This window comes from Ensifer sp. NM-2, assembly GCF_003024455.1.
Classification (GTDB): Bacteria; Pseudomonadota; Alphaproteobacteria; order Rhizobiales; family Rhizobiaceae; genus Ensifer; species Ensifer canadensis.
On sequence record NZ_PVZR01000007.1, the window covers coordinates 1 to 24316 of the forward strand.

A 24316-nucleotide genomic window follows, 5' to 3' on the forward strand; every position below is an offset into this window, starting at 1 on the left:
GCGCCTTGGCCATGTCCCCTTCCGAAATCGCCTGGCCGTGGGCGTCATAGGCAGAACCGCCGACGAGGCCTTCGTCCGTCACGAAGCCGGCGCCAAGCTCGGCATTCATGTAGGCGATGATTTTGCGGACTTCCGCCATGGCTTCCGGGCCGATGCCGTCGCCGGGCAGAAGGAAGAGATTGCGCACTGTCATGGAAAGTCCTTCTCGCGGGGAAAACTCGCGCGCGTCTTAACGCAACTTCGTATCGAGGGAAATGATCGCGACGAAAGAATTGTGCGCCAACATCCCGGCCCCGCGCCGGTTACCGGAGAAACAGCGTGCACGCCGAAAGGGTGGAATTCTCACATCCGCGGCCCGAAGCCGCAACGCCCGCACACACACGGAAAAGGATCGAGATCATGCGCAATTTCACTCACGAGATCACGACGCTTCTCGGCGCCAGCGTCAATGCCCTTGTCTTCGGCAACCGTCGAGCCAGCGGTTCCCGTCGCTAGAACACAGTTCTTCGTGTCACTGCATGCCGCCACTCTTCGGTGGAGGTCTGTCTTGCCGTTCGCGCCTACCGATTTTCGCGAAGCGACCGTGCGCCTGGAAATCCTGGAGCGTTTTTGCAGTTCCCGTTTCGACATTCTCTCGGAGCAGCCTTTCCGCTTGACGGAATCGTTGGCTGGGGATCGAATGGTCGCTGACACAACCGGGGACCCGCCATGTCCGAGACGCTGCTGATCGGTGCCTTTCTCGCCGCCCTTTCCTATACGCTCATTCCCGGGCCGGCTTTTCTGGCCTTGCTCGGCATCGGTGCCGGCCAGGGCCGCAAGGCAGGCGCCCTGTTCATGGGCGGCCATCTCGCCGGCGATATCCTCTGGTCGGGCTTGGCGCTGGTTGCGATCGTCGGCGCGCGTTCGGTCGGCACGACGATCTTCGACATTCTCGGCCTCTTCTGTGGCCTCTATCTCGGCTGGATCGGCTGGACCGCGCTGCGCGCCCGGCCGACGGGCGAAAACAGGGCGCTGATCACGGTGGAGCGACCGCTCCGGCGCGGGCTTATCTTCGGCCTGACAAACCCGAAGGGGTATCCGGTGGCGCTCGCGACCTTCACCGCCCTGCTCGCCGGCTCCGCCAACGCGCTTGAATTCGACGCCCTGCCGATGCTGCTCGGCGTCTCGCTTATCGGCTTTCTCGTTGCCGACCTGATCCTGATCGTAATCATCGGCGCGTCGGTCGTTCGGCGTTTCTATCGCCACCATGAGCTGGCGATCGTTCGGCTCTCAGGGCTGCTGTTCATCGGCTTTGCCGTCCAGGCCGTGTGGCACGCCGCCCCCGGCCTTCTCGGTCTGCGCAAGCCCTGAAACCCAAGCCCAAGTCTTGACGCTGGGGCCGCCGGCAACCACCTCAAGCTCTTCCGCCCGACGTTGTCTCCAGCTGCGTGGGCGCTCCCCTCCCCGGCCATTAGCCGGCATCCGCATGCGAAAGGATCCTTCATGACCGCCAGCACCCCGCTCAATCCTGCCCTGACGACCTGGACCGGACATGAGGGCTTGCCCCGCTTCGACCTGGTGAAGGACACGGATTTCGCGCCCGCCTTCGAGGCGGCCTTCAAGGTGCATGAAGCGGAGATCGACGAAATCGCCGGAAGCACTGATGCGCCGACCTTCGACAACACCGTGATCGCGCTTGAGATTGCCGGCGATGAGCTGTCGCGCATCTCCTCGCTCTTCTGGAACAAGGCCGGCGCCGACACCAACGAAACCATCCAGGCGCTGGAACGCGACATCGCGCCGAAAATGTCCCGGCACTATTCCAGGATCGGCACGAATGCAGCGCTGTTCAAGCGGATCGACACGCTGTGGGAAAACCGCGAAACCCTCGGTCTCGACCTTGAGGCGACGCGGGTCCTGGAGCGGCACTGGAAGGGTTTCGTCAAATCCGGCGCGAAGCTGGCGAAGGATGAGCAGGAGCGGCTGGCGGCGATCAACGAGACGCTTGCCGGCCTCGGCGCCAAGTTCGGTCAGAACGTGCTTGCCGACGAAAAGAACTGGGCCCTCTTCCTTGAGAGCGACGAGGATCTGGCCGGGGTGCCGGACTTCCTGCGCGACGCCATGGCGGCTGCCGCCAGCGACCGCGGCGAAAAGAGCAAATATGCGGTGACGCTGTCGCGTTCGATCATCGAGCCGTTTCTGACCTTCTCCGACAATCGCGAGCTGAGGGAGCAGGCCTTCCGGGCCTGGATCGCCCGCGGTGAGAATGGCGGCGAGACCGACAATCGCGGCCTCATCGCCGAAACGCTGGCTCTGCGGGCCGAGAAGGCCAGGCTGCTCGGCTATGCCAATTACGCGGCGCTGAAGCTCGACAACACCATGGCCAAGACACCGGCAGCCGTGAACGGCCTGTTGATGCAGGTCTGGGAAAAGGCGGTCTCCCGTGCCCGCGAGGAAGAGGCCGATCTTGCCAAGCTGATCGCAGCCGAAGGCCGCAATCACGACGTCATGCCGTGGGACTGGCGCCACTATGCGGAAAAGCTGCGTGCCGAAAAGTTCAATTTCTCGGAAGGCGAGCTGAAGCCTTATCTGCAGCTCGAAAAGATCATCTACGCCTGCTTCGATGTCGCCCAGCGCCTGTTCGGCATCACCGCGACGGAAAAGAAGGGCATGGCCGGCTATCATCCGGATGTGCGCGTCTTCGAGATCCGCGACGCCGCCGGCAAGCTTGTGGCGCTGTTCCTCGGCGATTACTTCGCGCGTTCGTCGAAGCGCTCCGGCGCCTGGATGAGTTCGTTCCAGTCTCAGCACAAGCTGACGCTCAAGAACGGCACCGTCGGCGAACTGCCGATCATCTACAACGTCTGCAACTTTGCCAAACCCGCTGAAGGCAAGCCGGCGCTCCTGTCGCTCGACGACGCGCGCACCCTCTTCCACGAGTTCGGGCATGCGTTGCATGGCATGCTATCCAACGTCACCTACCCCTCCGTATCCGGTACGGGCGTGTCGCGAGATTTCGTCGAACTGCCTTCGCAGCTCTACGAACACTGGCTGACGGTGCCGGATATCCTCAAGCGCTATGCGGTGCACTACCAGACCGGCGAGCCGATGCCCGAGGCGCTGCTCGACAAGGTGCTGGCCGCACGCACCTTCAACTCCGGCTTCGCCACGGTCGAGTTCACCTCGTCCGCCTTGGTCGACATGGCCTATCACACGGCGGAAACGCAGGGTGAGCCGATGGCGCTCGAAACGGCGACACTGGAAAAGATCGGCATGCCGAAGTCGATCGTCATGCGGCATCGCAGCCCGCATTTCCTGCATGTCTTCTCCGGGGACGGCTACTCTGCGGGGTACTATTCCTACATGTGGTCGGAAGTGCTCGATGCGGATGCGTTTGCCGCCTTCGAAGAGACGGGCAATCCTTTCGATCCCGTCATGGCGCGCAAGCTCAGGGACAACGTCTATTCGGTCGGCGGCTCCATCGATCCGGAAGACGCCTACAAGGGGTTCCGCGGCAAGCTGCCGAGCCCCGATGCCATGTTGGCCAAGAAGGGCCTGGCGGCCTGAGGCATGATTGTCGGTCCTACCGCGCCATCTGGCGCGATCGGCCCGACCACAGTGCGCGCGCCGTGTTGCGCGCCGCCTCGAAGTCGGAGGCGTTGCCGAGACTGCTCGGCGAAGGCCTGACCCTCAGTGCCGCCGTCTACAATCTCCTGGACAAGAAGGTCGAGCAGACGGATTTCAACACGGTGATGGAGGGCCGCCGTTTCTGGATGAGCCTGACGACAACGTTCTGAGGCCATCCGCCGGGGTCGCTGCCCCGGTCATCGACGGCGCCCGTTGCGGGCGCCGTTTTTCGTTGTCAGCCGGCCTGTTCGACGCCGAGGGTCGTAACAAAGCTCTGCATCCGCTTTGCCGCCAACTCGGGTCGATCAAGCACGTTGGCCTTGTCGGCAAGCCGGAAGATGTCGGAGTAGTGCAGCAGGCCACGCGCCGACTGCATGCCTGCCGGCATGGTGAAATGGCCCTGGTGGCCGTTCAGCCAGGCGAGGAAAACGACGCCGGCCTTGTAGTACTGTGTCGGCGTCTCGAAGATCTTGCGCGACAGCGGCACGGTCGGCTCGATGACGCCACGGAAAGTGGCCACATCGCCCTTGGCCAATGCCGCAAGCGCCTTGGAGGCGGAAGGTGCCACCGCATCGAAAATGCCGAGAAGTGCGTGACTGTATTTCGCGCCGTCGCCCTCGATGAGCTCCGCATAGTTGAAGTCATCGCCGGTGAAGCAAAGTACGCCCTCCGGCAGTCGGTTGCGCAAGGCGACTTCTTTGGCGTTGTCGAGCAGGGAGATCTTGATGCCTTCAACCTTGTCGCGGTTGGCCTGGATGATCGACAGCACCGCGTCGAGTGCCTCATTGAAATCGTCAGAGCCCCAGTAACCCTTGAGCTGCGGATCGAACATGTCGCCGAGCCAATGCAGCACGACCTTGTTTTTTGTCTGGCGCAGAATGTGACCGTAGACGTGGCGATAATCGTCGGGCGAGCGGGCGACGCGGGCAAGCGCGCGGCTTGCCATCATGATGGCGCGGCCGCCCTCACCCTCGACGAATCCGATTTGTTCCTCGTAGGCGGCAATCACGTCGTCGAGCGAGCGTGCCTCAGTGGGCGCCAGGTGATCGGTGCCCGCACCGCAGGCAAGGTCAGCGCCCGGCACGCTTCGCGCCTCGGTGAGGGAGCGGCGGATCAGTTCCTGCGCGCCCGGCCAGGCGAGGCCCATGCCGCGCTGGGCGGTGTCCATCGCCTCGGCGATCTTGAAGCCCAGGCCCCAGAGATGATGGCGGAAGGCCATCGTCCGCTCCCAGTCGATGGCGGCATTGCCCCAGGGATCGGCATCGCGAAACGGATCCGACACAACATGAGCGGCGGCATAGGCAATGCGATTGAAGGTTGGGGCGGCGCTTGGCCGCTCGATCGGGATGCCCGCCAGACTGTATCGCTCAAGTGAACCGTCATGGCGTGGCAGCGTCAGGCTTGTCATCGGCTTTCTTCTCCTCCTCGGATCGTTGCATTCGAATAATTTAGATCGTTCCAAATTTCAAGTGGGAAATCTGGCATCCGATGCCAATCGAGGTGCCAAGGCTCCGGAATGAAAAGAAAAATATGGCATAAGCCATTGTAAACAAGGATATTTATAAACAATTACAACGGTGATGCCGTGGATCTATTACCTGTATCGCTGGGACTGAGATGGCCATAGAATAGTACGGAAACCAAAAAAGTGATCCTCCACCTCTTGACGAATTTGGAACGTTCCAATTATGAATGTGAAAAATAAGGCGGGTTTGGGAGGGTGCTTTGGTCAAGGAACGGGTAACGGTGGTGGATATCGCACACGCAGCCGGCGTGTCGAAGTCGACCGTGTCGCTCGTCCTTCAGGGCAGCTCGCTGGTCAACGAGGTGACGCGCGCCAAGGTCAACGCGACCATTCGCGAGCTTGGTTACGTCTACAATCGCAGCGCTGCCAACCTGCGCCAATCGAAGTCGAAGATCATCGGCATCGTCGTCAACGACCTGACCAACAGCTTCTTTGCCGAACTGGCGGTTGGCGTCGATACCGTGGTGCAGTCAGCCGGCTTCGTCCAGTTTCTCGCCAACACGAATGAAAAGATCGAGCGGCAACGCGAGGTCGTGGCGTCCATGCGCGAGCATGGGGTCTCCGGGCTGATCATCTCCCCGGCGCGCGGCACCGAGGCTGCCGATCTGGCGCCTCTGGTCGATAGCGGCATCCCCGTCGTGCTCGTCGTTCGCGATATCGCCGACGCGGGCGTTTCATCGCTGACGTCTGACAATCATGCCGGCGCCATGGCGGCGGTGCGCCACCTGATCGAGCGGGGTCATCGGCGCATCGCGTTCCTCGGTGGTTTCCACGACACCGCCGTATTCGAGGCGCGCATGCGCGGCTACCGCGAAGCTTTGCTCGAGGCGGGACTTGATGCGGCCGAGGCGCTTGTCATCGGCTCGGCGCCATCGCGCGCCGGCGGTGTCACGGCCATCGAGCAGGCGATGATGCTTTCCGACCGGCCAACGGCCGCGCTCTGCTTCAACGACGCGGTCGCATTCGGTGTCTGCGACGGCCTGCGGGCGCGGCGGCTGGAGCCGGGCGCCGACTTTGCTGTGATCGGCTTCGACGATGTGATCGAGGCGAAGACGGCGGTGCCGGCACTGACGACCGTGTCCGTCGATCCGCAAGGCATGGGGCAGAGGGCGGCGGAATTGCTGCTGAAGCAGATCAATGCGGGCAAGGCGGAGGCCGAAGCGATTATCGGTTCGGTGCGTCTCGTCGTTCGCCAGAGCTGCGGTGCTGCGATCGAGCGCAGAACGAGGGAGGCATTGTCATGAACAGATGGGGTCTGATCGGCGCGAGCACGATCGCGCGCGAATGGGTCATTGGCGCAATTCGCGCCACCGGTGGCGAAGTGGTTTCGGTGATGAGCACCAGCGCTGAGCGCGGTGCTGCCTATGCCACGGAAAATGGCATCGGCAAGTCGGTGACGTCGGTCGAGGAACTGGTCGGTGATCCCGATGTTGATGCCGTCTACGTCTCGACCACCAACGAGCTGCACCGCGAGCAGACGCTGGCGGCAATTCGGGCCGGCAAGCACGTGCTATGTGAAAAGCCCTTGGCGATGACGCTGGAGGATGCGCGCGAAATGGTTGTCGCCGCACGCGAAGCCGGCGTGGTGCTTGGCACCAACCATCACCTGCGCAACGCCGCTGCCCACCGGGCGATGCGGGATGCCATCGCCGAAGGGCGGATCGGCCGGCCGATCGCGGCACGGGTCTTCCATGCGGTCTATCTGCCGCCGCATCTGCAGGGCTGGCGGCTGGAGCGGCCGGAAGCCGGTGGCGGCGTCATTCTCGACATTACCGTGCACGATGCCGACACCTTGCGCTTCGTCCTTAACGACGATCCGGCCGAAGCCGTTGCCATCAGCCATAGCGCCGGCATGGGCAAGGAGGGGGTGGAGGACGGCGTCATGGGGGTGCTGCGCTTCCAGTCGGGCGTCATCGCCCAGTTCCACGATGCTTTCACCACCAAGTTTGCCGAGACCGGGTTCGAAGTCCACGGCACGGAGGGGTCGCTGATTGGCCGCAACGTCATGACGCAGAAGCCGGTCGGCACCGTCACCTTGCGTAATGCCGAGGGCGAAAGCCAACTGCCGCTCGATCCGGCCAATCTCTATGAAACCGCCCTTGCGGCGTTTCATTCAGCGATCGAAGGCCATGGCCAGCCCTCGGCAACCGGCGAGGACGGTGTCTGGTCGCTGGCAACCGGCCTTGCGGTCGTCAAGGCGGCAGCGACCGGTCAGGCGGCTGCGATCGAAACGGGACTTTGAGTTGATGTCGATGAACAAGCATATTTCACCCACTGAGGCCGCCGCGCTGATCCCGGATGGTGCCGTCGTTTCGGTCTCGTCGTCGAGTGGTCTTGGCTGCCCCGATCTGATGCTAAAGGCGATCGGCGAGCGTTTTGACGCAACCGGCCATCCTCGCGACCTGACGACGCTGCACCCGATCGCCGCCGGCGACATGAGCGGCATCAAGGGTGTCGATTACATCGCCAAGAAGGGACTTTTGAAGAGGATCATCGGCGGCTCCTATCCCTCGGGTCCGTCGAGTGCCGAACCGCCCCTGATCTGGCAGATGATCGGCGCCGACGAGGTTGCAGCCTACAATATCCCCTCCGGCGTTCTCTTCGACATGCACCGCGAGGCCGCCGCCAAGCGCCCTGGCGTTATGACCAAGGTCGGGCTCGACACCTTCGTCGATCCGTCGCGCGAAGGCTGCGCCATGAATGCCTCGGCGTCAGTCGAGCCGGTGGTCAAAAAGGTCGCCTTTGAGGGCGAGGACTGGCTCTATTTCAAGGCGATCGCACCGCAGGTGGCGATTATTCGCGCGACGACTGCGGACGAGCGCGGCAATCTTACCTATGAGCACGAGGGTGCCTATCTCGGTGGTCTCGATCAGGCGCTGGCCGCCCGCAACAATGGCGGCATCGTCATTGCCCAGGTCAAGCGCATCACCAAGGAAGGCTCGTTGAAGCCGCACGACGTGCGTGTGCCGGGCGTGCTCGTCGACTATGTCGTCGTCGATCCCGACCAGAAGCAGACGACGCAGACGCTCTACGATCCGGCCATCTCCGGCGAGATCTTCCGTCCGCTCGACAGTTTCCGCGTGCCGGAATTCAACATCCAGAAGGTGATTGCCCGCCGGGTGGCGCAGGAGTTGCAAACGGGCAGCGCCGTCAACCTCGGCTTCGGCATTTCGGCCAACGTGCCGCGCATCCTGCTCGAGGAGGGCCTGCATGGCGCCGTCACCTGGGTGATCGAACAGGGGGCTGTCGGCGGCGTACCGCTCCTGGATTTCGCCTTCGGCTGCGCGTCGAACGCTGACGCCTTCATGCCTTCGCCCTACCAGTTCACCTATTTCCAGGGCGCGGGCTTCGATGCCTCGCTGCTCTCCTTCCTCGAAATCGACCGCAACGGTTCGGTTAATGTCTCGAAGCTCTCCTTCCGGCCGCATGTGACGGCCGGCGCCGGCGGCTTCGTCGACATTACTGCTCGAGCCAAGAAGATCGTCTTTTCCGGCATGTTCAACGCCGGCGCGAAGCTTGCCGTCGCCGATGGCAAGCTGGTGATCGAGAAGGAAGGCAAGCTGAAGAAGCTCGTCAACGAGGTCGAACACGTCACCTTCTCGGGCCGCCGCGGCGTCGAGCAGGGGCAGGACATCACCTATGTCACCGAGCGCTGCGTGATGAAGCTGACGCCCGAAGGCGTGATGCTGACCGAGATCGCGCCGGGTGTCGACCTGCAGGCACATATTCTCGACCAGTCCGAATTTCCGCTCCTTGTATCCGATCGATTGAAGACCATGGATGCGGCACTTTTCCACGAGGCGCCGATCGGCCTGAAACTGCCGGTCAAGGCTGCCCGTACGCTTGCGGGAGGCGCCCGTGTCTGAGGAGCGCATCCAGATCGCAGTCGACGGCCCGATCGCGACGATGACTGTCGCGCGTCCGGACAAGCTCAATGCCTTCGACATCGACATGCTGAAGGCGCTCGCTGCCGCCTGCGATACGGTGGAAGTGATGCGCGACGTGCGCGTGCTGATCCTGACGGGTGAGGGCAAGGCCTTCTCCGCCGGTGGCGACATCAAGGCCTGGGGCGGCATGGATGCCGCAGCCTTCGGTCATGATTGGGTGCGCTTTGGCCATCGCGTCTTCGAGCGGCTGGCGACGTTGAGAATGCCCGTCATCGCAGCGCTCAACGGCCATGCCCTCGGCGGCGGCCTGGAACTAGCCGCGGCGGCTGACATCCGGATCGCCGAAAGCCAGATCAAGATCGGCCTGCCGGAAACGAGCCTCGGCATGGTTCCCGGCTGGTCGGGCACGCAACGTCTCGTCGTCCGTTTCGGCGCGCAGATCGTGCGGCGCATGGTACTCGGCGGTGAGATGTTTACGGCAGAGACGGCGAAGGCCGAAGGCCTTGTCGATGGGGTCGTCGAGACCGGAACAGTGATGCAGGCGGCGCGCGACTACGCAGCCCGCGTGGCAAAGCGCGGCCCGGCCGCGCTCGAGATTTCAAAACTGATGATCGCCTCGGCGAACGGCGAGGACAATGGTGCCGCGGTCGAAGCGCTGGGGTCCATCCTCGTCGCCAAGACAGGCGACCTCAGGGAAGGGGTCGCTGCCTTTTCCGAAAAGCGCGAAGCCCAGTTCAAGGGAGAATGGTAATGACGGTTCTGGTGAGGCCCAAGGCACTTAGCGATCACAAGGTGCGCACGTTCCAGATGCTGATCGACGGCAAATGGGTCGACAGCGCCGACGGACGCACGATCGAGCGCGTCGCCCCCGGCCACGGCGTCGTCGTCAGCCGCTATCAGGCAGCAGCGAGCGGCGATGCCGAGCGGGCGATCTCTGCTGCCCGTCGCGCCTTCGACGATGGCCCCTGGCCGCGCATGACGGCGTCCGAGCGGTCTCTGATCCTGCTCAAGGCGGCCGACATGATTGCCGCGCGCGCCGACGAGCTTGCTTTCCTCGACGCCATCGAATCGGGAAAGCCGATCAGCCAGGCCAAGGGCGAACTGGGTGGCGCTGCCGATATCTGGCGTTATGCTGCTGCTCTTGCCCGTGATCTTCACGGCGAAAGCTACAATACGCTGGGAGACGGCACGCTCGGTGTGGTTCTGCGCGAAGCGATCGGCGTCGTTTCGATCATCACGCCGTGGAACTTCCCGTTCCTGATCGTCAGCCAGAAGCTGCCTTTTGCGCTTGCCGCCGGCTGCACGACAGTGGTCAAGCCTTCCGAACTGACCTCAGCCTCGACGCTCGTGCTTGGCGAAATTCTCGAAGCGGCCGGCGTACCGGCCGGTGTCGTCAACATTCTCACCGGCACGGGTCCCGAGGTCGGCGCGCCGATGACGACGCACGCGGATGTCGACATGATCTCCTTCACCGGCTCCACCGGCGTCGGCCGTCTGACGATGGCCAATGCGGCGCAGACGTTGAAGAAGGTATCGCTCGAACTCGGCGGCAAGAACCCGCAGATTGTCTTCCCCGACGCCAACCTCGACGAGTTCATCGATGCGGCCGTGTTCGGCGCCTACTTCAACGCCGGCGAATGCTGCAATGCCGGCTCGCGGCTGATCCTTCACCGCGACATTGCCGAGGAGGTGACGGCGCGCATCGCCGCACTCGCGGCCAAGGTCAAGGTCGGCGATCCGCTCGATCCGGAAACCCAGGTCGGCGCGATCATCACGCCGCAGCATCTGGAAAAGATTGCCGGCTATGTTTCTGCCGCATCGAAGGATGGTGCCGCTGTCGCTCATGGCGGCGCTGCACTCGATCTCGGCATGGGACAGTTCATGGCGCCAACCATTCTTTCACAGGTGCGACCCGACATGGCTGTTGCCCGCGAGGAGGTTTTCGGGCCGGTGCTGTCGGTGCTGACCTTCGAGACCACCGACGAGGCAATCCGCATCGCCAACTCCATCGACTACGGTCTGTCGGCCGGTGTCTGGAGCCGCGATTTCGACACCTGCCTGACGATCGGCCGCCGCGTGCGCGCCGGCACGGTCTGGATGAACACCTTCATGGATGGGGCTTCCGAGCTGCCGTTCGGCGGTTATCGCCAGTCCGGCCTCGGCCGCGAACTCGGTCGGCATGCGGTCGAGGATTATACCGAAACCAAAACGCTCAACATGCATATCGGCGCCCGCACCGGCTGGTGGATGCCGCGCTAACTTAGAGCATTTCCAGGAAAAGTGCGAAGCGGTTTTCCGTCAGGAAATACGTAAAAACAAAGAGATAGAGCGTCGCCGTGACTCCGTTTAAACCGGAAACGCTCTAGGGGACAAGGGGAGACGGATGATGTCGGCAGGGATCGCAGCAACGAAACGGGCAGGGGCGTCATGGCACGCCGCCGGCCTGTCGTTGTCGCGCGGTTCAGTTCGATGCCGACCAGTTGGCGGGGATCTGCGGAGAGAGCAGAAGCTGCAGTTTGTTGACGTCGGTTTCGCCGCCGATGCGCTGGAGCAGCACGCGGCCCATGTCCTCGCCCGTAGCCGTCAGATCCTCATAGATCGTTTCCACCTGGGGCTGGATCGCGCCCAGGAGGTGCGACGTCTGCTTGGCGACAATGTCGTATTCGTTGCCGAGCGTCAGGCCGCAATCGCTCATGCCGGTAATGGTGGCGAGAGCACAGACTTCGCCACCGCACATGAAACTATCAGGCGGGTCGGGCTCGGCGTAACGCTGGCGAACACGGTCGCGGATGTCGCCGGCCGGGCTGTCGAGATCGATACCGGAGAGAATTTCGTAGGCGCAGCCCGCCTCGCGCACGGCGGTCATGAAGCCGTGCTGCAGGTGGCCGCCGAAGGTGAAGTCGGTTGGGCCGCTGATCAGTGCCGGCTTGCGGCGCCCCTTGGCGATCAGCCGGCGGGTGGCCTGGTAGGAGAAGGTGAAGTTGTCGTAGTCGACATAGGCGTGCGGGGTCGAAAGCTCGGTGCGTCCGTGGGTGACGAACGGAAAGCCGATCTCCGAAAGCAACATGACGCGCGGATCGAGCGGTTCGGTGCGCGAGAAGATCAGACCATCAGCCATGCTGTTGCGGGTGATGTAGTTCACCGCCTCGACATTGGTCGTGTTGAGGAAGTTCGGCATGACGATCAGGTGATAGGACGTGCCCTGCAGCGCCTTGGCGATGCCGCTCATGATCGAGGTGCCATAGCCGAGGATTTCCTCGTGTGGGTCGAGCAGGACGGCGATGACGTTGGTGCGGCCGGTCTTCAGGCGCTGGGCGGCGCGATCGGGCGAATAGCCGATTTCGATCGCCACCTCGCGAACCCGCTTGCGGGTGTCGGCGGAGATTTGCGGCGCTTCGGCGAGGGCGCGCGAAACGGTGGTGACCGCAAGCCCGGTGATCTCGGCGATCGTGCGAAGGGTCGGCTTGCCCCGTCTGGCGGGCGAACCAATGTCTTCGGAACGGGCGGGCTTGGGGGAATCGGCCAATGCTAGTCATCCTCAAGGCGGTCAAGAGCGGCTTTTGTAACGTGGCACGAACGCTTAGGCAATCGAATCATGAAAACGTTTTAAATCTCGCGACGCGGCATGAATTGCTGCACTGCGAAACGCAAACTGTTGTATATAATTCAGCAAATTCAATTGCTTCGTGAGGTGAGGAAGTGCACGCGTGCGGAATGCTTGACTTGCTGAATTTATAACGTTTTAAATTGGCCAGCCGCTGCCTTAGGCGGTGCGATATCCGAGGCGGGAGGAGGTTCCGCTTCGATAACTTGCAAACGGGAGGATAACGATGCGCAAGTTGATGACGACGACGGCTGTTGTGGCGCTGATGATGGCGGCCACCGCCGCGCGCGCAGCAGAAAACGTGGAAGTGCTGCACTGGTGGACTTCCGGCGGTGAGGCTGCTGCGCTCGACGTTCTGAAGAAGGACCTCGAAAGCAAGGGTATTTCCTGGACCGATATGCCGGTCGCCGGCGGCGGCGGCACGGAAGCCATGACCGTGCTTCGCGCCCGCGTCACCTCGGGCAACGCTCCGACCGCAGTGCAGATGCTCGGTTTCGATATTCTCGACTGGGCCAAGGAAGGCGCACTCGGCAACCTTGACGATACCGCTTCCAAGGAAGGCTGGGACAAGGTCATCCCGACGGCCCTGCAGCAGTTCTCGAAGTATGACGGCCACTGGATCGCCGCTCCGGTCAACGTCCACTCGACCAACTGGGTCTGGATCAACAAGGCTGCCCTCGACAAGGCCGGCGGCAAGGAGCCGGCGAACTGGGACGAGCTCATCGTCCTTCTCGACAACTTCAAGGCTCAGGGCATCACGCCGATCGCCCATGGCGGCCAGCCGTGGCAGGACGCGACGATCTTCGACGCCGTCGTGCTCTCGCTCGGCAATGATTTCTACAAGCAGGCCTTCATCGATCTCGATCCGGCAGCGCTCGGTGGCGACAAGATGAAGGAAGCCTTCGACCGCATGACGAAGCTGCGCTCCTATGTCGACGACAACTTCTCCGGCCGCGACTGGAACCTCGCTTCGGCAATGGTGATCGAGAACAAGGCCGGCCTGCAGTTCATGGGCGACTGGGCCAAGGGCGAGTTCCTGAAGGCGAAGAAGGTGCCAGGCACCGATTTCGTCTGCATGCGCTTCCCGGGTACGCAAGGGTCCGTCACCTTCAACTCCGACCAGTTCGCGATGTTCAAGGTTGCTGACGACAAGATCCCGGCACAGCTGCAGATGGCCTCGGCGATCGAAAGCCCGACCTTCCAGTCGGCCTTCAACGTCGTCAAGGGTTCGGTTCCTGCACGCACCGACGTTCCGGATACGGACTTCGACGCTTGCGGCAAGAAGGGCATCAAGGATCTCGCCGAAGCCAACACCAACGGCACGCTGTTCGGTTCCATGGCCCATGGCCATGCCAACCCAGCTGCCGTCAAGAACGCGATCTACGACGTCGTGACGCGCGAGTTCAACGGTGAATTGACCTCCGATGAGGCGGTCAAGGAACTCGTCGCCGCCGTCGCGGCTGCGAAGTAACGGGCGAGGCCCGGTCCGGGACGCGAGCAAGCGTCCCGGACACTCATTCTGACATGCAAGCGTCTTCGAAGCGTCGCGTCCATCGCGGACGCAGGGGAGCGGTTTGATACAAAGAACCTGCGCGGATGCCGATACCAGGGAGTTTCCCGACGGCAGAGCGCCAGAAGTGGTGAACGTTCATGGATAACCGCAGTCGACTGCAGGACCTGATACCGAAGCTGGTCCTTGCCCCGAGCTTCGTTATCGTCCTGATCTTTGTTTATGGCTTCATCGCCTATACCGGCTTCCTGTCGATGACGGACAGCAAGATGCTGCCGTCCTACAATTTCGTCGGTTTCAGCAATTATCAGAAGCTCTGGGCCCTGCCGCACTGGTGGCGGGCGGTGAGCAATCTGGCGATCTTCGCTTCGCTCTATATCGCCATCTGCTCGGTGCTGGGGCTTGGACTTGCGATCCTGCTCGACCAGAAGATCCGGGCGGAAGGCTTCCTACGGCCGATCTACCTCTATCCGATGGCGCTGTCGTTCATCGTGACCGGCACGGCCTGGAAGTGGTTCCTCGATCCCGGCATCGGGCTTGAAAACACCATGCACCTCTGGGGCTGGGAGAGCTTTTCGTTCAACTGGATCAAGGACCGCAACTACGCGATCTATTGCGTGGTGATCGCCGCCGTCTGGCAATCGACCGGCTTCATCATGGCGATGTTCCTTGCCGGTCTGCGCGGCGTCGACAACGAGATCATCAAGGCGGCGCAGATCGATGGCGCACCGACATCGACGATCTACCGGCGGATCATCATTCCCTTGATGCGGCCGGTCTTCCTCTCCGCCTTCGTCGTTCTCGCCCATCTGGCGATCAAGGCCTACGACCTGATCATCGCGCTCACCGGCGGCGGGCCGGGCCAGGCGACCGAATTGCCGGCGACTTTCATGTATTCCTACACCTTCACCCGCAACCAGATGGGCATCGGCGCCTCGTCGGCCATCATCATGCTGGTGATGATCTTCTCGATCATCGTTCCCTATCTCTACTCCGAAATCCGCGGAGGAAAACGCCCATGAGCGCCCCCAGCCCAGACAATGTCATCTCGCACAACCGCCTGACGCGTGCCCTGATCTACACGGTACTCATCGTCTTTGCGCTCTATTCGCTGCTGCCGCTCTATGTCATGCTGGTCAACTCGCTGAAACCGCTCGACGAGATCCGCCAGGGCGGCATGCTCAACCTACCGCAGACCCTGACACTGGAACCCTGGCTTTCGGCCTGGTCGACGGCGCAGATCGGAGTTCAGCCGACAGGCCTGAAGCCGTTCTTCATCAACTCGATCCTGATGGTGGTGCCGGCCGTCGCGATCTCGACGATGATCGGCGCGCTCAATGGCTACGTCCTGACCAAGTGGCGCTTTCCCGGTGCCAACATCTTCTTCGGCATGCTGCTCCTGTCGTGCTTCATCCCGTTCCAGATCGTGCTGATCCCGATGGCGCGCGTGCTTGGCATCATCGGCCTTGCCGGATCGATCTGGGGCCTGATCTTCGTCCACGTGATCTACGGCCTCGGCTTCACCACGCTCTATTTCCGCAACTACTACGAAGCCTTCCCGACGGAACTCGTGCGTGCGGCGCAGATCGATGGCGCCAGCTTCTTCCAGATCTTCTGGCGGATCCTGCTGCCGTCGTCCGGTCCGATCATCGTCGTCTCGGTCATCTGGCAGTTCACCAATATCTGGAACGACTTCCTGTTCGGGGCATCCTTCTCCGGCGCCTCTTCGACGCCGATGACGGTGGCGCTCAACAACCTCGTCAGCTCGTCGACCGGGGTCAAGGAATACAACGTTCATTTCGCGGGCGCGATCCTCGCCGCCCTGCCAACGCTCATCGTCTACATCGTGTCCGGCCGCTACTTCGTGCGCGGGCTGATGTCCGGCGCCGTGAAAGGATAAGCTCATGTCGTTCCTCAAAATCAGCAACCTGCGCAAATCCTACGGCTCGCTCGAGATCCTGAAGGACATCAATCTGGAGATCGACGAAGGCGGCTTCCTCGTGCTCGTCGGCCCGTCCGGCTGCGGCAAGTCCACCCTGCTCAACACCATTGCCGGGCTGGAGCCAATCACCTCGGGCGAGATCGCCATCAACGGCCGGTCGGTCGCCGATCTGCACCCGTCCAAGCGCGACATCGCCATGGTGTTCCAGTCCTACGCGCTCTATCCGAACATGACGGTTGCGGGCAACATCGCCTTCGGCATGGAAATCCGCGGCGTGCCGAAGGACGAACGCGAGAAGGCGATCAAGCAGGTCGCCGACATGCTGCAGATCGGCCATCTGCTCGATCGCAAGCCGAGCCAGCTTTCCGGCGGCCAGCGCCAGCGTGTCGCCATGGGCCGCGCCCTTGTGCGCAAGCCGCAGGTCTTTCTCTTCGACGAACCGCTGTCGAACCTGGACGCCAAGCTGCGCGTCGACATGCGCACCGAGATCAAGCGTCTCCACCACCGGATGAAGACAACCATCGTCTACGTCACCCACGACCAGATCGAGGCGATGACGCTGGCGACCAAGATCGCGGTATTGAAGGATGGCGTGCTGCAGCAATTCGGGACGCCGGCCGAAATCTACAACAATCCGGCCAACATGTTCGTCGCCGACTTCATGGGTTCGCCGGCCATGAACCTGCTGACGGCCCGGATCGAAAGGAACGGCGCCGATGTTGCCGTCACGCTCGCGCGCCCGAACGCCGAGCCGATGAAGCTCACCGTTCCGCATGCCAGCGGCGCACTCTCTACCTATGCCGGCAAGGACGTCGTCTTCGGCATCCGCCCGGAAGCACTGACCGACCCTGACGGTGCCGACCGCAATGCCAAGGCGATCGTCGAAGGCGAATGCCTGATCGAGGTGGTCGAGCCCGCCGGTTCGGACACCTTTGCGGTGACCCGCCTTGGCGGCAAGGAGGTCGTCGCCCGCCTGCGTGCCGATGCGCGCATCGCACCCGGCCAGACGTCGCAGCTCGCCTTCAATCTCGACAAGGCGGTGTTCTTCGATCCTCAGACGCAGCAACGGATCGCGTAACGGCCGATGGAGCAGCAGCCGGATATCGTCATCATCGGGTCGGGCATCGGCGGCTCCACCGTTGCGGCGGGGCTTGCCGGCTCCGGGGCGCGCATAGCCATACTCGAGCGCGGCGAGCGCCTGCCCGACACACCGGAAGCGCGCAGCTATAGTTCGATCTTCGTCAAGGGCCATTTCCGGCCCAAGGAGATGTGGCGCGAAGCCGACGGCACGGAGTTCAATCCGGGCAATTTCTATTTCGTTGGCGGCAATTCCAAACTCTTCGGTGCGGTGCTCTTGCGCTACCGTGCAGAGGATTTCACCGAGATGCAGCATCTTGGCGGCGTTTCGCCGGCATGGCCCTTTCTCTATGAAGAGCTGGAGCCGTGGTACGGCAAAGCCGAGCAACTGTTCGAGGTGCGTGGCGAATTGGGTCAGGACCCTACGGAGCCGTTCCACGCCTCGCCCTACCCTTATGGCCCGGTACCGGACGAGCCGGCAATTGCTCGCGCGCGCGCCGAGTTGAAGGCGCAGGGGCTCAATCCGGCGACGCTGCCGCTTGGCGTCGACATCGAGACGTGGCTGGCAGGCGGGCGCACGCCATGGGACGGGTTTCCCAACACCGGCAAGGGCAAGAAGGATGCCGAGACCGCATCGCTCGCCTCCGCGCTGAATGACCCCAACATCGAGCTGATCACCTCCGCGCATGTCGACACGCTGGAGAAAGGTCGGGGCGGCCGGATCGAGGCGGTCCATTACACCCATAGGGGCGAGAAGAAGCGCCTGTCGCCCAAGTTGGTGATCCTGTCGGCGGGCGCGATCAACTCGGCCGCCATCTTGCTGCGCTCCGGCGATGGCAAGGGGCTCGCCAACGCCTCCGGCCAGGTCGGCCGCAACTTCATGAACCACAATTGCAGCGCCATGCTGGCGATCAATCCGTTCAGGCGCAATGACAGCATCTACCAGAAGACGCTGATGCTGAACGATTATTACCTGACCGGCGGCAGGGACGGTTTGCCACTCGGCAATGTCCAGCTGCTCGGCAAGATCAACGGTGACATCCTCAAGGCCAATGCGCCGGTCTGGGCGCCGCGCTTCGCATTGGATTTCATGGCCGGTCATGCGGTCGACTGGTACATGATGACGGAGGACCTGCCGAACCCGGAAAGCCGCATCATGGTCGACGGCAAGGGCATCATCATGCAGTGGCGGCGCTCGAACATGGAGGCGCTTTCCGGGCTCGAAGCGAAGATGCGCGCCCACTTCAAAGCTGCAGGCTATCCGATCGTGCTCTCCCAGGCCTTCGACAAGCGCACGCCGTCGCACCAGTGCGGCACGATCCGGATGGGCACCGATCCCGGTCAGGCGCCGCTCGACGTTTATTGCCGCGCCTTCGATCATCCGAACCTCTTTGTCGTCGATGCCGGCTTCCTGCCAACGTCCGCTGCGGTCAACCCGGCGCTGACGGTGGCGGCACAGGCGCTGCGCGTTGCCGACCATATCGTTGCGAAGGAGCTGAGAGCATGACGACATCGACGCGTCCCGTGGCTGTTGTCACCGGTGGCCGGCGCGGAATCGGACTCGGCGTGGCCCGGGCACTGGCGCGCGACGGCTTCGACATAGCGCTGACGGGGCTCGGTGCGGCGGATCAAGCGACGCAAGCCACGCTCTCCGAGCTATCGGCGCAAGGCGGTCGCGCCATCTACCTCGAGGCCAATCTCGCCGATATCGGCGCGCATGCCGCCACCGTCGCCTGCATCCGCCAGGAACTGGGCCCGATCCGCTGCCTCGTCAACAACGCCGGCATCGCCTCCGTCGTGCGCGGCGACTTTCTCGACCTTCTGCCGGAGAATTTCGACACGATCGTCGCCACCAACTTGCGCGGCACAGTGTTCTTCACCCAGGCCGTGTTGCTCTCGATGCTCACCGAGCCGCCAGGTGCGGCACCACGTTCAATCATCAACATCACATCGGTTTCCGCGACCATGAGTTCGCCCGAGCGGCTCGACTATTGCATGACCAAGGCCGGCCTTGCCGCCTTCAGCCAGGGGCTCGCCTTGCGGCTGGCCGACACAGGCATCTCCGTCTTCGAAATCCGGCCCGGGGTCATCCGGTCTGACATGACCGCTGGCGTCTCGGCGAAATACGACGCCCTGATCGACGGCGGACTGGTGCCGATGAAACGCTGGGGCGAGCCAGAAGACATCGGCAACATCGCCGCAGGGCTTGCCAGCGGCAAATTCGGCTTTGCGACCGGCTCAGTCATCCAGGCCGATGGCGGCCTGTCGATCGGTCGACTCTAGAAAATAGTGCAGGGCAGTCCGGGGCTCGCAACGGCGAGCAGGTTTCGAGTTTAACACGTCGGAAATTTGGAACGTTCCAAATGCCGTGCCGTGGAGGAAGACAGGCAATGACATACGACTATATCATCACCGGTGCCGGCCCTGCCGGCTGCGTTCTCGCCAACCGTCTCTCTGAGGATCCGTCGGTCCGCGTCCTGTTGCTGGAGGCGGGTGGCGGCGACTGGAACCCGCTGTTTCACATGCCGGCCGGTTTTGCCAAGATGACCAAGGGAGTTGCAAGTTGGGGCTGGGAGACCGTGCCACAGAAACACATGAAGGGCAGGGTGCTGCGCTACACCCAGGCCAAGGTCATCGGCGGCGGTTCGTCGATCAATGCCCAGCTCTACACCCGCGGCAATGCGGCCGACTATGACCTCTGGGCGTCCGAGGACGGCTGTGCCGGCTGGGACTATCGCAGCGTTCTTCCCTATTTCAAGCGCGCCGAAGACAACCAGCGCTTCGCCGACGACTATCATGCCTATGGCGGTCCGCTCGGCGTCTCGATGCCGGTTTCTACCTTGCCGATCTGCGATGCCTACATCCGCGCCGGCCAGGAACTCGGCATTCCCTACAATCACGATTTCAACGGCCGTCAGCAGGCCGGCGTCGGCTTCTACCAACTGACGCAGCGCAATCGCCGGCGTTCGAGCGCGTCGCTTGCCTATCTCTCACCGATCAAGGACCGCCGGAACCTTACCGTTCGCACCGGAACGCGCGTCGCCCGGATCGTGCTCGAGGGTACGCGCGCCGTCGGCGTCGAGGTGGTGACGGCGAAGGGAAGCGAGACGATCCGGGCGGAGCGGGAAGTTCTGGTCACGTCGGGCGCCATCGGTTCGCCGAAGCTGCTCCTTCAATCCGGTATCGGCCCGGCGGATCACCTGAAGTCGGTGGGCGTGCCGGTAAAGCACGACCTACCCGGCGTCGGTGGCAATCTGCAGGACCACCTCGATCTGTTCGTCATTTCCGAATGCACCGGCGATCACACCTATGACAACGTCGCGAAGCTGCACCGGACGCTCTGGGCCGGCCTGCAATACGTGCTTTTCCGCTCCGGCCCGGTGGCATCGAGCCTGTTTGAGACCGGCGGCTTCTGGTACGCCGACCCGGATGCCCGCTCGCCGGATATCCAGTTCCACCTCGGCCTCGGCTCCGGCATCGAGGCTGGCGTCGCGCGACTGAAGAACGCCGGCGTGACGCTCAATTCCGCCTATCTGCATCCGCGCTCACGCGGCACCGTCAGGCTTTCCGACGCTGATCCGGCCGCAGCGCCGCTGATCGATCCGAATTACTGGGAAGATCCGCACGACCGCAAGATGTCGATCGAGGGGCTGAAGATAGCCCGCGAGATCATGCAGCAGGCCGCCCTCAAGCCTTTCGTGCTGGCGGAACGTTTGCCGGGCAACACTGTCGTCTCCGACGAGCAGTTCTTCGACTATGGCTGCGCCAATGCCAAGACCGACCACCACCCGGTCGGCACCTGCAAGATGGGCACCGACGCCATGGCCGTGGTCGGACTCGATCTGAAAGTGCGTGGGCTGGAGGGCCTTCGCGTCTGCGACAGTTCGGTCATGCCGCGCGTTCCCTCTTGCAACACCAACGGGCCGACGATCATGATGGGCGAAAAGGGCGCCGACATCATTCGCGAGCGCCAGCCCTTGCCGCCGGAGATCTTCGCCCATGAACGAAACGATGCCCGGCCACGTGCCCGCGCCGATATCCGTTGAGGAAAACCATGATCCGCCACTGTGTCTTCATTCGCTTTCGTCCAGACGTTTCGGCGGATGAGAAAGCGTCGATCTTCGCCGAGATCGCGGCGCTAAAAAGCCGGCTTCCCGGCCTTCTCGCGACCTATGCCGGCGCCAATGTCAGCCCGGAAGTGGGCATGGACAAAGGGTATGCCGAGGGTTTCATCGTCGATTTCTCCGACGCAGCCGCGCGTGACGCCTATCTCGACGATCCGGAGCATCGGCAGACCGGTGCAAAGATCGTCGCGGCGGCGCAAGGCGGCATCGACGGCATTTTCGTCTACGATCTCGAAATCGCGGGCTGAAGACGATGGCGGCCTTCGAAGCGCGTCCCTTTCTCACCGCCCTTTTCGACGCGGCCGTCCGCGCCGCCGATCCCTATGAGGCGATCCGCGCGCATCTGCCGGAAAAGCCGAAGGGACGAACGATCGTTGTCGGCGCGGGCAAGGCCGCAAGCCAGATGGCCGCAGCTTTCGAAAAGCTGTGGGATCACCCGCTGACCGGCGCCGTCGTTGCGCGCCACGGGCCGATTGAACGCTGCGAGCGCATTCGCGTGTTGCAATCCGCCCATCCGGTGCCGGATGAGGCTGGCCTTCGGGCGTCGGAAGAGCTGCTGAAGCTGGTGGAAGGCCTGACCGCTGACGATCTGGTTGTCGCTCTGATTTCGGGTGGTGGATCGTCCTTGCTGCCGGCGCCGCCGGAGGGTTTGATGCTTGCCGACGAGATCGCCGTCAACCGGGCGCTGCTTGCCTCCGGCGCACCGATTTCCGCGATGAACGTCGTGCGCAAACATGTGTCGCGCATCAAGGGAGGCCGTCTTGCGGCGGCCGCTGGGCCGGCGCGTGTCGTCAGCCTCGTCGTTTCCGACGTTCCCGGCGACAACCCCGCTTTCGTTGCCTCGGGCCCGACAGTGCCTGACGGGTCGACGGTGGAGGAGGCGCTGGAGATCGTCGGCCGCTATCGCATGGCTCTTCCCGATGGCGTGGTGGCCCACTTGCGATCCGGTGCCGCGCGGGCACCTGATCCGTCCGAACCGGTTTTCCGTCGGCACGAATGCCACGTGATTGCGTCGGCGCGTGTCTCGCTGGAGGCTGCAGCAAGGACGGCGCAGGAATTGGGTGTAGAGGCGCGCATTCTTTCTGATGCGATTGAAGGCGAGGCGCGCGATATCGGCCGCATGCATGCGGCGCTGGCGCGTGAAGTCGCCCAGCGCAATCAACCTTTCGAAAAGCCGGTCGTGCTGCTTTCCGGCGGCGAAACGACTGTGACGATATCGGGCAAGGATTACGGCAAAGGCGGCCGCAACAGCGAGCTGTTGCTGTCGCTGGCGCTCGACATCGAGGGGCTCGACGGGATCGATGCCCTGGCGGCGGATACGGACGGCATCGACGGGTCTGAGGACAATGCCGGCGCCTTTGCCGATGGCGGCAGCGTCAGTCGCATGCGTACTGCCGGTGCTGATCCGCGGGCGCATCTGGCGCGCCACGATGCCTGGTCGGCATTCTCAGTGAGTGGCGATCTTTTCGCGCCCGGTCCGACTGGAACCAATGTCAATGACTTCAGGGCGATGCTAATCCGTTAGCCGGATTCTCCGGCTCAAGGCAGAACAGAAAATCTGCGTGTCATGGTCGCCGCCAAACGTTTCGGCGGCGACCATGATCTCTTGTTTTTACTTGGCGCGCTTCAAGGCATCGCCGAGGATCGAGACGATTTCGCCGAAGTGATTTTCGTCGGCGATCAGCGGCGGCGAGAAGGCGATGATGTCGCCGGTCACGCGGATCAGCAGCCCCTTTTCGAAGCAATCGACGAAGACCTCATAGGCGCGGGCGCCGACAGCACCCTCGCGTGACTGCAGCTCGATGCCGGCGATGAGGCCGATGGTGCGGATGTCGATGACATGCGGCAGGCCGTTCAGCGAATGCATGGCATCATGCCAGGCGTCCTGCAGCTCGGTGGCGCGGGTCATCAGGCCCTCATCGCGATAGATGTCGAGCGTGGCGATACCCGCGGCGCAGGCGGCCGGGTGGCCGGAATAGGTGTAGCCGTGGAAGAGCTCGATCTGGTTTTCCGGGCCGTGCATCAATGCGTCGTGCACCTTGCGGCTGGCAAAGACCGCGCCCATTGGGATGGCGCCGTTGGTGAGCCCCTTCGCCGCCGTCACCAGGTCCGGGGTGACGCCGAAGAAGTCGGTGGCGAACGCAGCGCCAAGGCGACCGAAGCCGGTGATGACTTCGTCGAAGATCAACAGGATGCCGTGTTTGTCGCAGATCGCGCGCAGCCGCTCGAGATAGCCCTTCGGCGGGATGAGCACGCCCGTCGAACCGGCAACCGGCTCGACGATGCAGGCGGCGATGGTTTCGGCGCCGTGTAGCGCCACCAGCCGTTCGAGATCGTCGGCAAGTTCGGCGCCGTGCTCGGGCTGGCCCTTGACGAAGGCATTCTTGGCAAGGTCGTGGGTGTGGCGCAGATGGTCGGAACCGGGAAGCTGCGGGAAGACGCGGCGGTTGTTGAGGATGCCGCCCACCGAAATGCCGCCGAAGCCGACGCCGTGGTAGCCGCGCTCGCGCCCGATCAGCCGCGTGCGAGTGCCCTGGCCGATCGCGCGCTGATAGGCGATGGCCATCTTCAGCGCCGTGTCAACCGATTCCGAGCCCGAGCCGGTGAAGAACACGCGGTCGAGCTTCTGGCCTTCCGGCCCCGGCGCGATTTCGGCAAGGCGTTCGGCAAAATCGAAGGCGATCGGGTGGCCCATCTGGAAGGAGGGGGCGAAATCCATCGTCGACAGCTGGCGTTCGACGGCTGACGCGATCTGGCGGCGGCCGTGGCCGGCGTTGACGCACCAGAGACCGGCGGTGCCGTCGAGGATCGTGCGGCCATCGGTGCTGGTGTAGTGCATGCCCTCGGCGGAGGCGAGCAAGCGCGGTGCCGCCTTGAACTGCCGGTTGGCGGTAAAGGGCATCCAGTAGCTGTCGAGTACGGGGGCGTTGGGTTTGGTGTGCTGGTTCATGGCATCCTCCTGAAGATCAGGGGATTGACGCCATGATTTGAATTGCCAAACAAGTCCTTTTCTGTTGTCGTTCAAGCCATTGAATTTTATA

21 protein-coding genes are annotated in these 24316 nt (G+C 63.0%); 17 read left to right on the plus strand and 4 right to left on the minus strand.

Annotated features, from left to right (window positions below; all coding sequences use genetic code 11):
• Positions 1–193: isocitrate/isopropylmalate family dehydrogenase (locus C6558_RS15585; protein WP_245449184.1), on the minus strand; the 193-nt coding region annotated here is incomplete at its 3' end.
• 515 nt (positions 194–708) lie between these two features.
• Between C6558_RS15585 and C6558_RS15590 the strand changes: the two genes are divergently transcribed.
• The 3 genes from C6558_RS15590 to C6558_RS39935 all read left to right on the plus strand — a co-directional run bounded on the left by C6558_RS15590 (position 709) and on the right by C6558_RS39935 (position 3776).
• Positions 709–1350, plus strand: a complete 642-nt coding sequence (locus C6558_RS15590) for a LysE family translocator (protein ID WP_025425268.1) — start codon at positions 709–711, stop codon at positions 1348–1350.
• Between the two features lie 132 nt (positions 1351–1482).
• Positions 1483–3546, plus strand: coding sequence for a M3 family metallopeptidase (locus tag C6558_RS15595; RefSeq protein WP_025425267.1), 2064 nt, complete (start codon positions 1483–1485; stop codon positions 3544–3546).
• Between the two features lie 92 nt (positions 3547–3638).
• On the plus strand, positions 3639–3776 hold the full coding sequence (locus C6558_RS39935) for a hypothetical protein (protein WP_156408076.1): 138 nt from the start codon (positions 3639–3641) through the stop codon (positions 3774–3776).
• 65 nt (positions 3777–3841) lie between these two features.
• Here the strand turns inward: C6558_RS39935 and C6558_RS15600 are convergent, their stop codons facing one another.
• Positions 3842–5014 carry a dihydrodipicolinate synthase family protein gene (locus C6558_RS15600; RefSeq protein WP_025425266.1) on the minus strand — a complete coding sequence of 391 codons (1173 nt, stop codon included), beginning with the start codon at positions 5012–5014 and terminating at the stop codon, positions 3842–3844.
• A gap of 317 nt (positions 5015–5331) precedes the next feature.
• Between C6558_RS15600 and C6558_RS15605 the strand changes: the two genes are divergently transcribed.
• Genes C6558_RS15605 through C6558_RS15625 form a run of 5 tightly spaced genes read left to right on the plus strand, consistent with a single transcriptional unit; the run spans position 5332 to position 11277 of the window.
• Positions 5332–6375 carry a LacI family DNA-binding transcriptional regulator gene (locus tag C6558_RS15605; RefSeq protein WP_025425265.1) on the plus strand — a complete coding sequence of 348 codons (1044 nt, stop codon included), beginning with the start codon at positions 5332–5334 and terminating at the stop codon, positions 6373–6375.
• Entirely contained in the window at positions 6372–7373 is a 1002-nt protein-coding gene (locus tag C6558_RS15610) for a Gfo/Idh/MocA family protein (protein ID WP_025425264.1), read from the plus strand. The genes C6558_RS15605 and C6558_RS15610 overlap by 4 nt, the downstream gene beginning before the upstream one ends.
• A gap of 4 nt (positions 7374–7377) precedes the next feature.
• Positions 7378–8997: an acyl CoA:acetate/3-ketoacid CoA transferase gene (locus tag C6558_RS15615; protein ID WP_025425263.1), complete on the plus strand. Its 1620-nt coding sequence runs from the start codon at positions 7378–7380 to the stop codon at positions 8995–8997.
• Entirely contained in the window at positions 8990–9769 is a 780-nt protein-coding gene (locus C6558_RS15620; protein ID WP_025425262.1) for an enoyl-CoA hydratase/isomerase family protein, read from the plus strand. The genes C6558_RS15615 and C6558_RS15620 overlap by 8 nt, the downstream gene beginning before the upstream one ends.
• Positions 9769–11277, plus strand: a complete 1509-nt coding sequence (locus tag C6558_RS15625) for an aldehyde dehydrogenase family protein (protein ID WP_025425261.1) — start codon at positions 9769–9771, stop codon at positions 11275–11277. Before C6558_RS15620 ends, C6558_RS15625 begins: the two co-directional genes overlap by 1 nt.
• Positions 11278–11479: 202 nt before the next feature.
• Here C6558_RS15625 and C6558_RS15630 read toward each other — a convergent pair whose 3' ends face one another.
• Entirely contained in the window at positions 11480–12544 is a 1065-nt protein-coding gene (locus C6558_RS15630) for a LacI family transcriptional regulator (RefSeq protein WP_025425260.1), read from the minus strand.
• Between the two features lie 316 nt (positions 12545–12860).
• On the opposite strand from C6558_RS15630, the gene C6558_RS15635 reads away from it, so the two are divergent.
• From C6558_RS15635 to C6558_RS15675, 9 genes are all read left to right on the plus strand, one after another.
• On the plus strand, positions 12861–14093 hold the full coding sequence (locus C6558_RS15635; protein WP_371412274.1) for an ABC transporter substrate-binding protein: 1233 nt from the start codon (positions 12861–12863) through the stop codon (positions 14091–14093).
• A gap of 179 nt (positions 14094–14272) precedes the next feature.
• A complete protein-coding gene (locus tag C6558_RS15640) occupies positions 14273–15154 on the plus strand; it encodes a carbohydrate ABC transporter permease (RefSeq protein ID WP_025425258.1) in 882 nt (293 codons plus the stop codon).
• Positions 15151–16032, plus strand: coding sequence for a carbohydrate ABC transporter permease (locus C6558_RS15645; RefSeq protein WP_025425257.1), 882 nt, complete (start codon positions 15151–15153; stop codon positions 16030–16032). The genes C6558_RS15640 and C6558_RS15645 overlap by 4 nt, the downstream gene beginning before the upstream one ends.
• Positions 16033–16036: 4 nt before the next feature.
• Entirely contained in the window at positions 16037–17152 is a 1116-nt protein-coding gene (locus C6558_RS15650) for an ABC transporter ATP-binding protein (RefSeq protein ID WP_025425256.1), read from the plus strand.
• Between the two features lie 6 nt (positions 17153–17158).
• Positions 17159–18658: an FAD-dependent oxidoreductase gene (locus C6558_RS15655; protein ID WP_025425255.1), complete on the plus strand. Its 1500-nt coding sequence runs from the start codon at positions 17159–17161 to the stop codon at positions 18656–18658.
• A complete protein-coding gene (locus C6558_RS15660; protein ID WP_025425254.1) occupies positions 18655–19434 on the plus strand; it encodes a 3-ketoacyl-ACP reductase in 780 nt (259 codons plus the stop codon). The genes C6558_RS15655 and C6558_RS15660 overlap by 4 nt, the downstream gene beginning before the upstream one ends.
• Before the next feature lie 107 nt (positions 19435–19541).
• A complete protein-coding gene (locus C6558_RS15665) occupies positions 19542–21197 on the plus strand; it encodes a GMC family oxidoreductase (RefSeq protein WP_025425253.1) in 1656 nt (551 codons plus the stop codon).
• 8 nt (positions 21198–21205) lie between these two features.
• Positions 21206–21523 carry a Dabb family protein gene (locus C6558_RS15670; RefSeq protein WP_025425252.1) on the plus strand — a complete coding sequence of 106 codons (318 nt, stop codon included), beginning with the start codon at positions 21206–21208 and terminating at the stop codon, positions 21521–21523.
• Positions 21524–21528: 5 nt separating this feature from the next.
• The gene (locus C6558_RS15675; RefSeq protein WP_025425251.1) at positions 21529–22800 is read left to right on the plus strand and encodes a glycerate kinase; all 1272 of its coding nucleotides are present in this window, start codon (positions 21529–21531) and stop codon (positions 22798–22800) included.
• An 87-nt stretch (positions 22801–22887) separates the two neighbouring features.
• Here C6558_RS15675 and C6558_RS15680 read toward each other — a convergent pair whose 3' ends face one another.
• Complete coding sequence (locus C6558_RS15680) at positions 22888–24225, minus strand: aspartate aminotransferase family protein (RefSeq protein WP_025425250.1); 1338 nt, start codon at positions 24223–24225, stop codon at positions 22888–22890.
• Positions 24226–24316: the final 91 nt, after the last annotated feature.

What these genes read in the sequence shown, in the direction of transcription:
- C6558_RS15650 (WP_025425256.1), top strand. Translation starts at nt 16,037, where the DNA reads ATGTCGTTCCTCAAAATCAGCAACCTGCGCAAATCCTACGGCTCGCTC.
- C6558_RS15590 (WP_025425268.1), top strand. Translation starts at nt 709, where the DNA reads ATGTCCGAGACGCTGCTGATCGGTGCCTTTCTCGCCGCCCTTTCCTAT.
- C6558_RS15670 (WP_025425252.1), top strand. Translation starts at nt 21,206, where the DNA reads ATGATCCGCCACTGTGTCTTCATTCGCTTTCGTCCAGACGTTTCGGCG.
- C6558_RS15615 (WP_025425263.1), top strand. Translation starts at nt 7,378, where the DNA reads ATGTCGATGAACAAGCATATTTCACCCACTGAGGCCGCCGCGCTGATC.
- C6558_RS15655 (WP_025425255.1), top strand. Translation starts at nt 17,159, where the DNA reads ATGGAGCAGCAGCCGGATATCGTCATCATCGGGTCGGGCATCGGCGGC.
- C6558_RS15680 (WP_025425250.1), bottom strand. Translation starts at nt 24,225, where the DNA reads ATGAACCAGCACACCAAACCCAACGCCCCCGTACTCGACAGCTACTGG.
- C6558_RS15595 (WP_025425267.1), top strand. Translation starts at nt 1,483, where the DNA reads ATGACCGCCAGCACCCCGCTCAATCCTGCCCTGACGACCTGGACCGGA.
- C6558_RS15625 (WP_025425261.1), top strand. Translation starts at nt 9,769, where the DNA reads ATGACGGTTCTGGTGAGGCCCAAGGCACTTAGCGATCACAAGGTGCGC.
- C6558_RS15660 (WP_025425254.1), top strand. Translation starts at nt 18,655, where the DNA reads ATGACGACATCGACGCGTCCCGTGGCTGTTGTCACCGGTGGCCGGCGC.
- C6558_RS15610 (WP_025425264.1), top strand. Translation starts at nt 6,372, where the DNA reads ATGAACAGATGGGGTCTGATCGGCGCGAGCACGATCGCGCGCGAATGG.
- C6558_RS15645 (WP_025425257.1), top strand. Translation starts at nt 15,151, where the DNA reads ATGAGCGCCCCCAGCCCAGACAATGTCATCTCGCACAACCGCCTGACG.
- C6558_RS15665 (WP_025425253.1), top strand. Translation starts at nt 19,542, where the DNA reads ATGACATACGACTATATCATCACCGGTGCCGGCCCTGCCGGCTGCGTT.
- C6558_RS15600 (WP_025425266.1), bottom strand. Translation starts at nt 5,014, where the DNA reads ATGACAAGCCTGACGCTGCCACGCCATGACGGTTCACTTGAGCGATAC.
- C6558_RS15635 (WP_371412274.1), top strand. Translation starts at nt 12,861, where the DNA reads ATGACGACGACGGCTGTTGTGGCGCTGATGATGGCGGCCACCGCCGCG.
- C6558_RS15640 (WP_025425258.1), top strand. Translation starts at nt 14,273, where the DNA reads ATGGATAACCGCAGTCGACTGCAGGACCTGATACCGAAGCTGGTCCTT.
- C6558_RS15675 (WP_025425251.1), top strand. Translation starts at nt 21,529, where the DNA reads ATGGCGGCCTTCGAAGCGCGTCCCTTTCTCACCGCCCTTTTCGACGCG.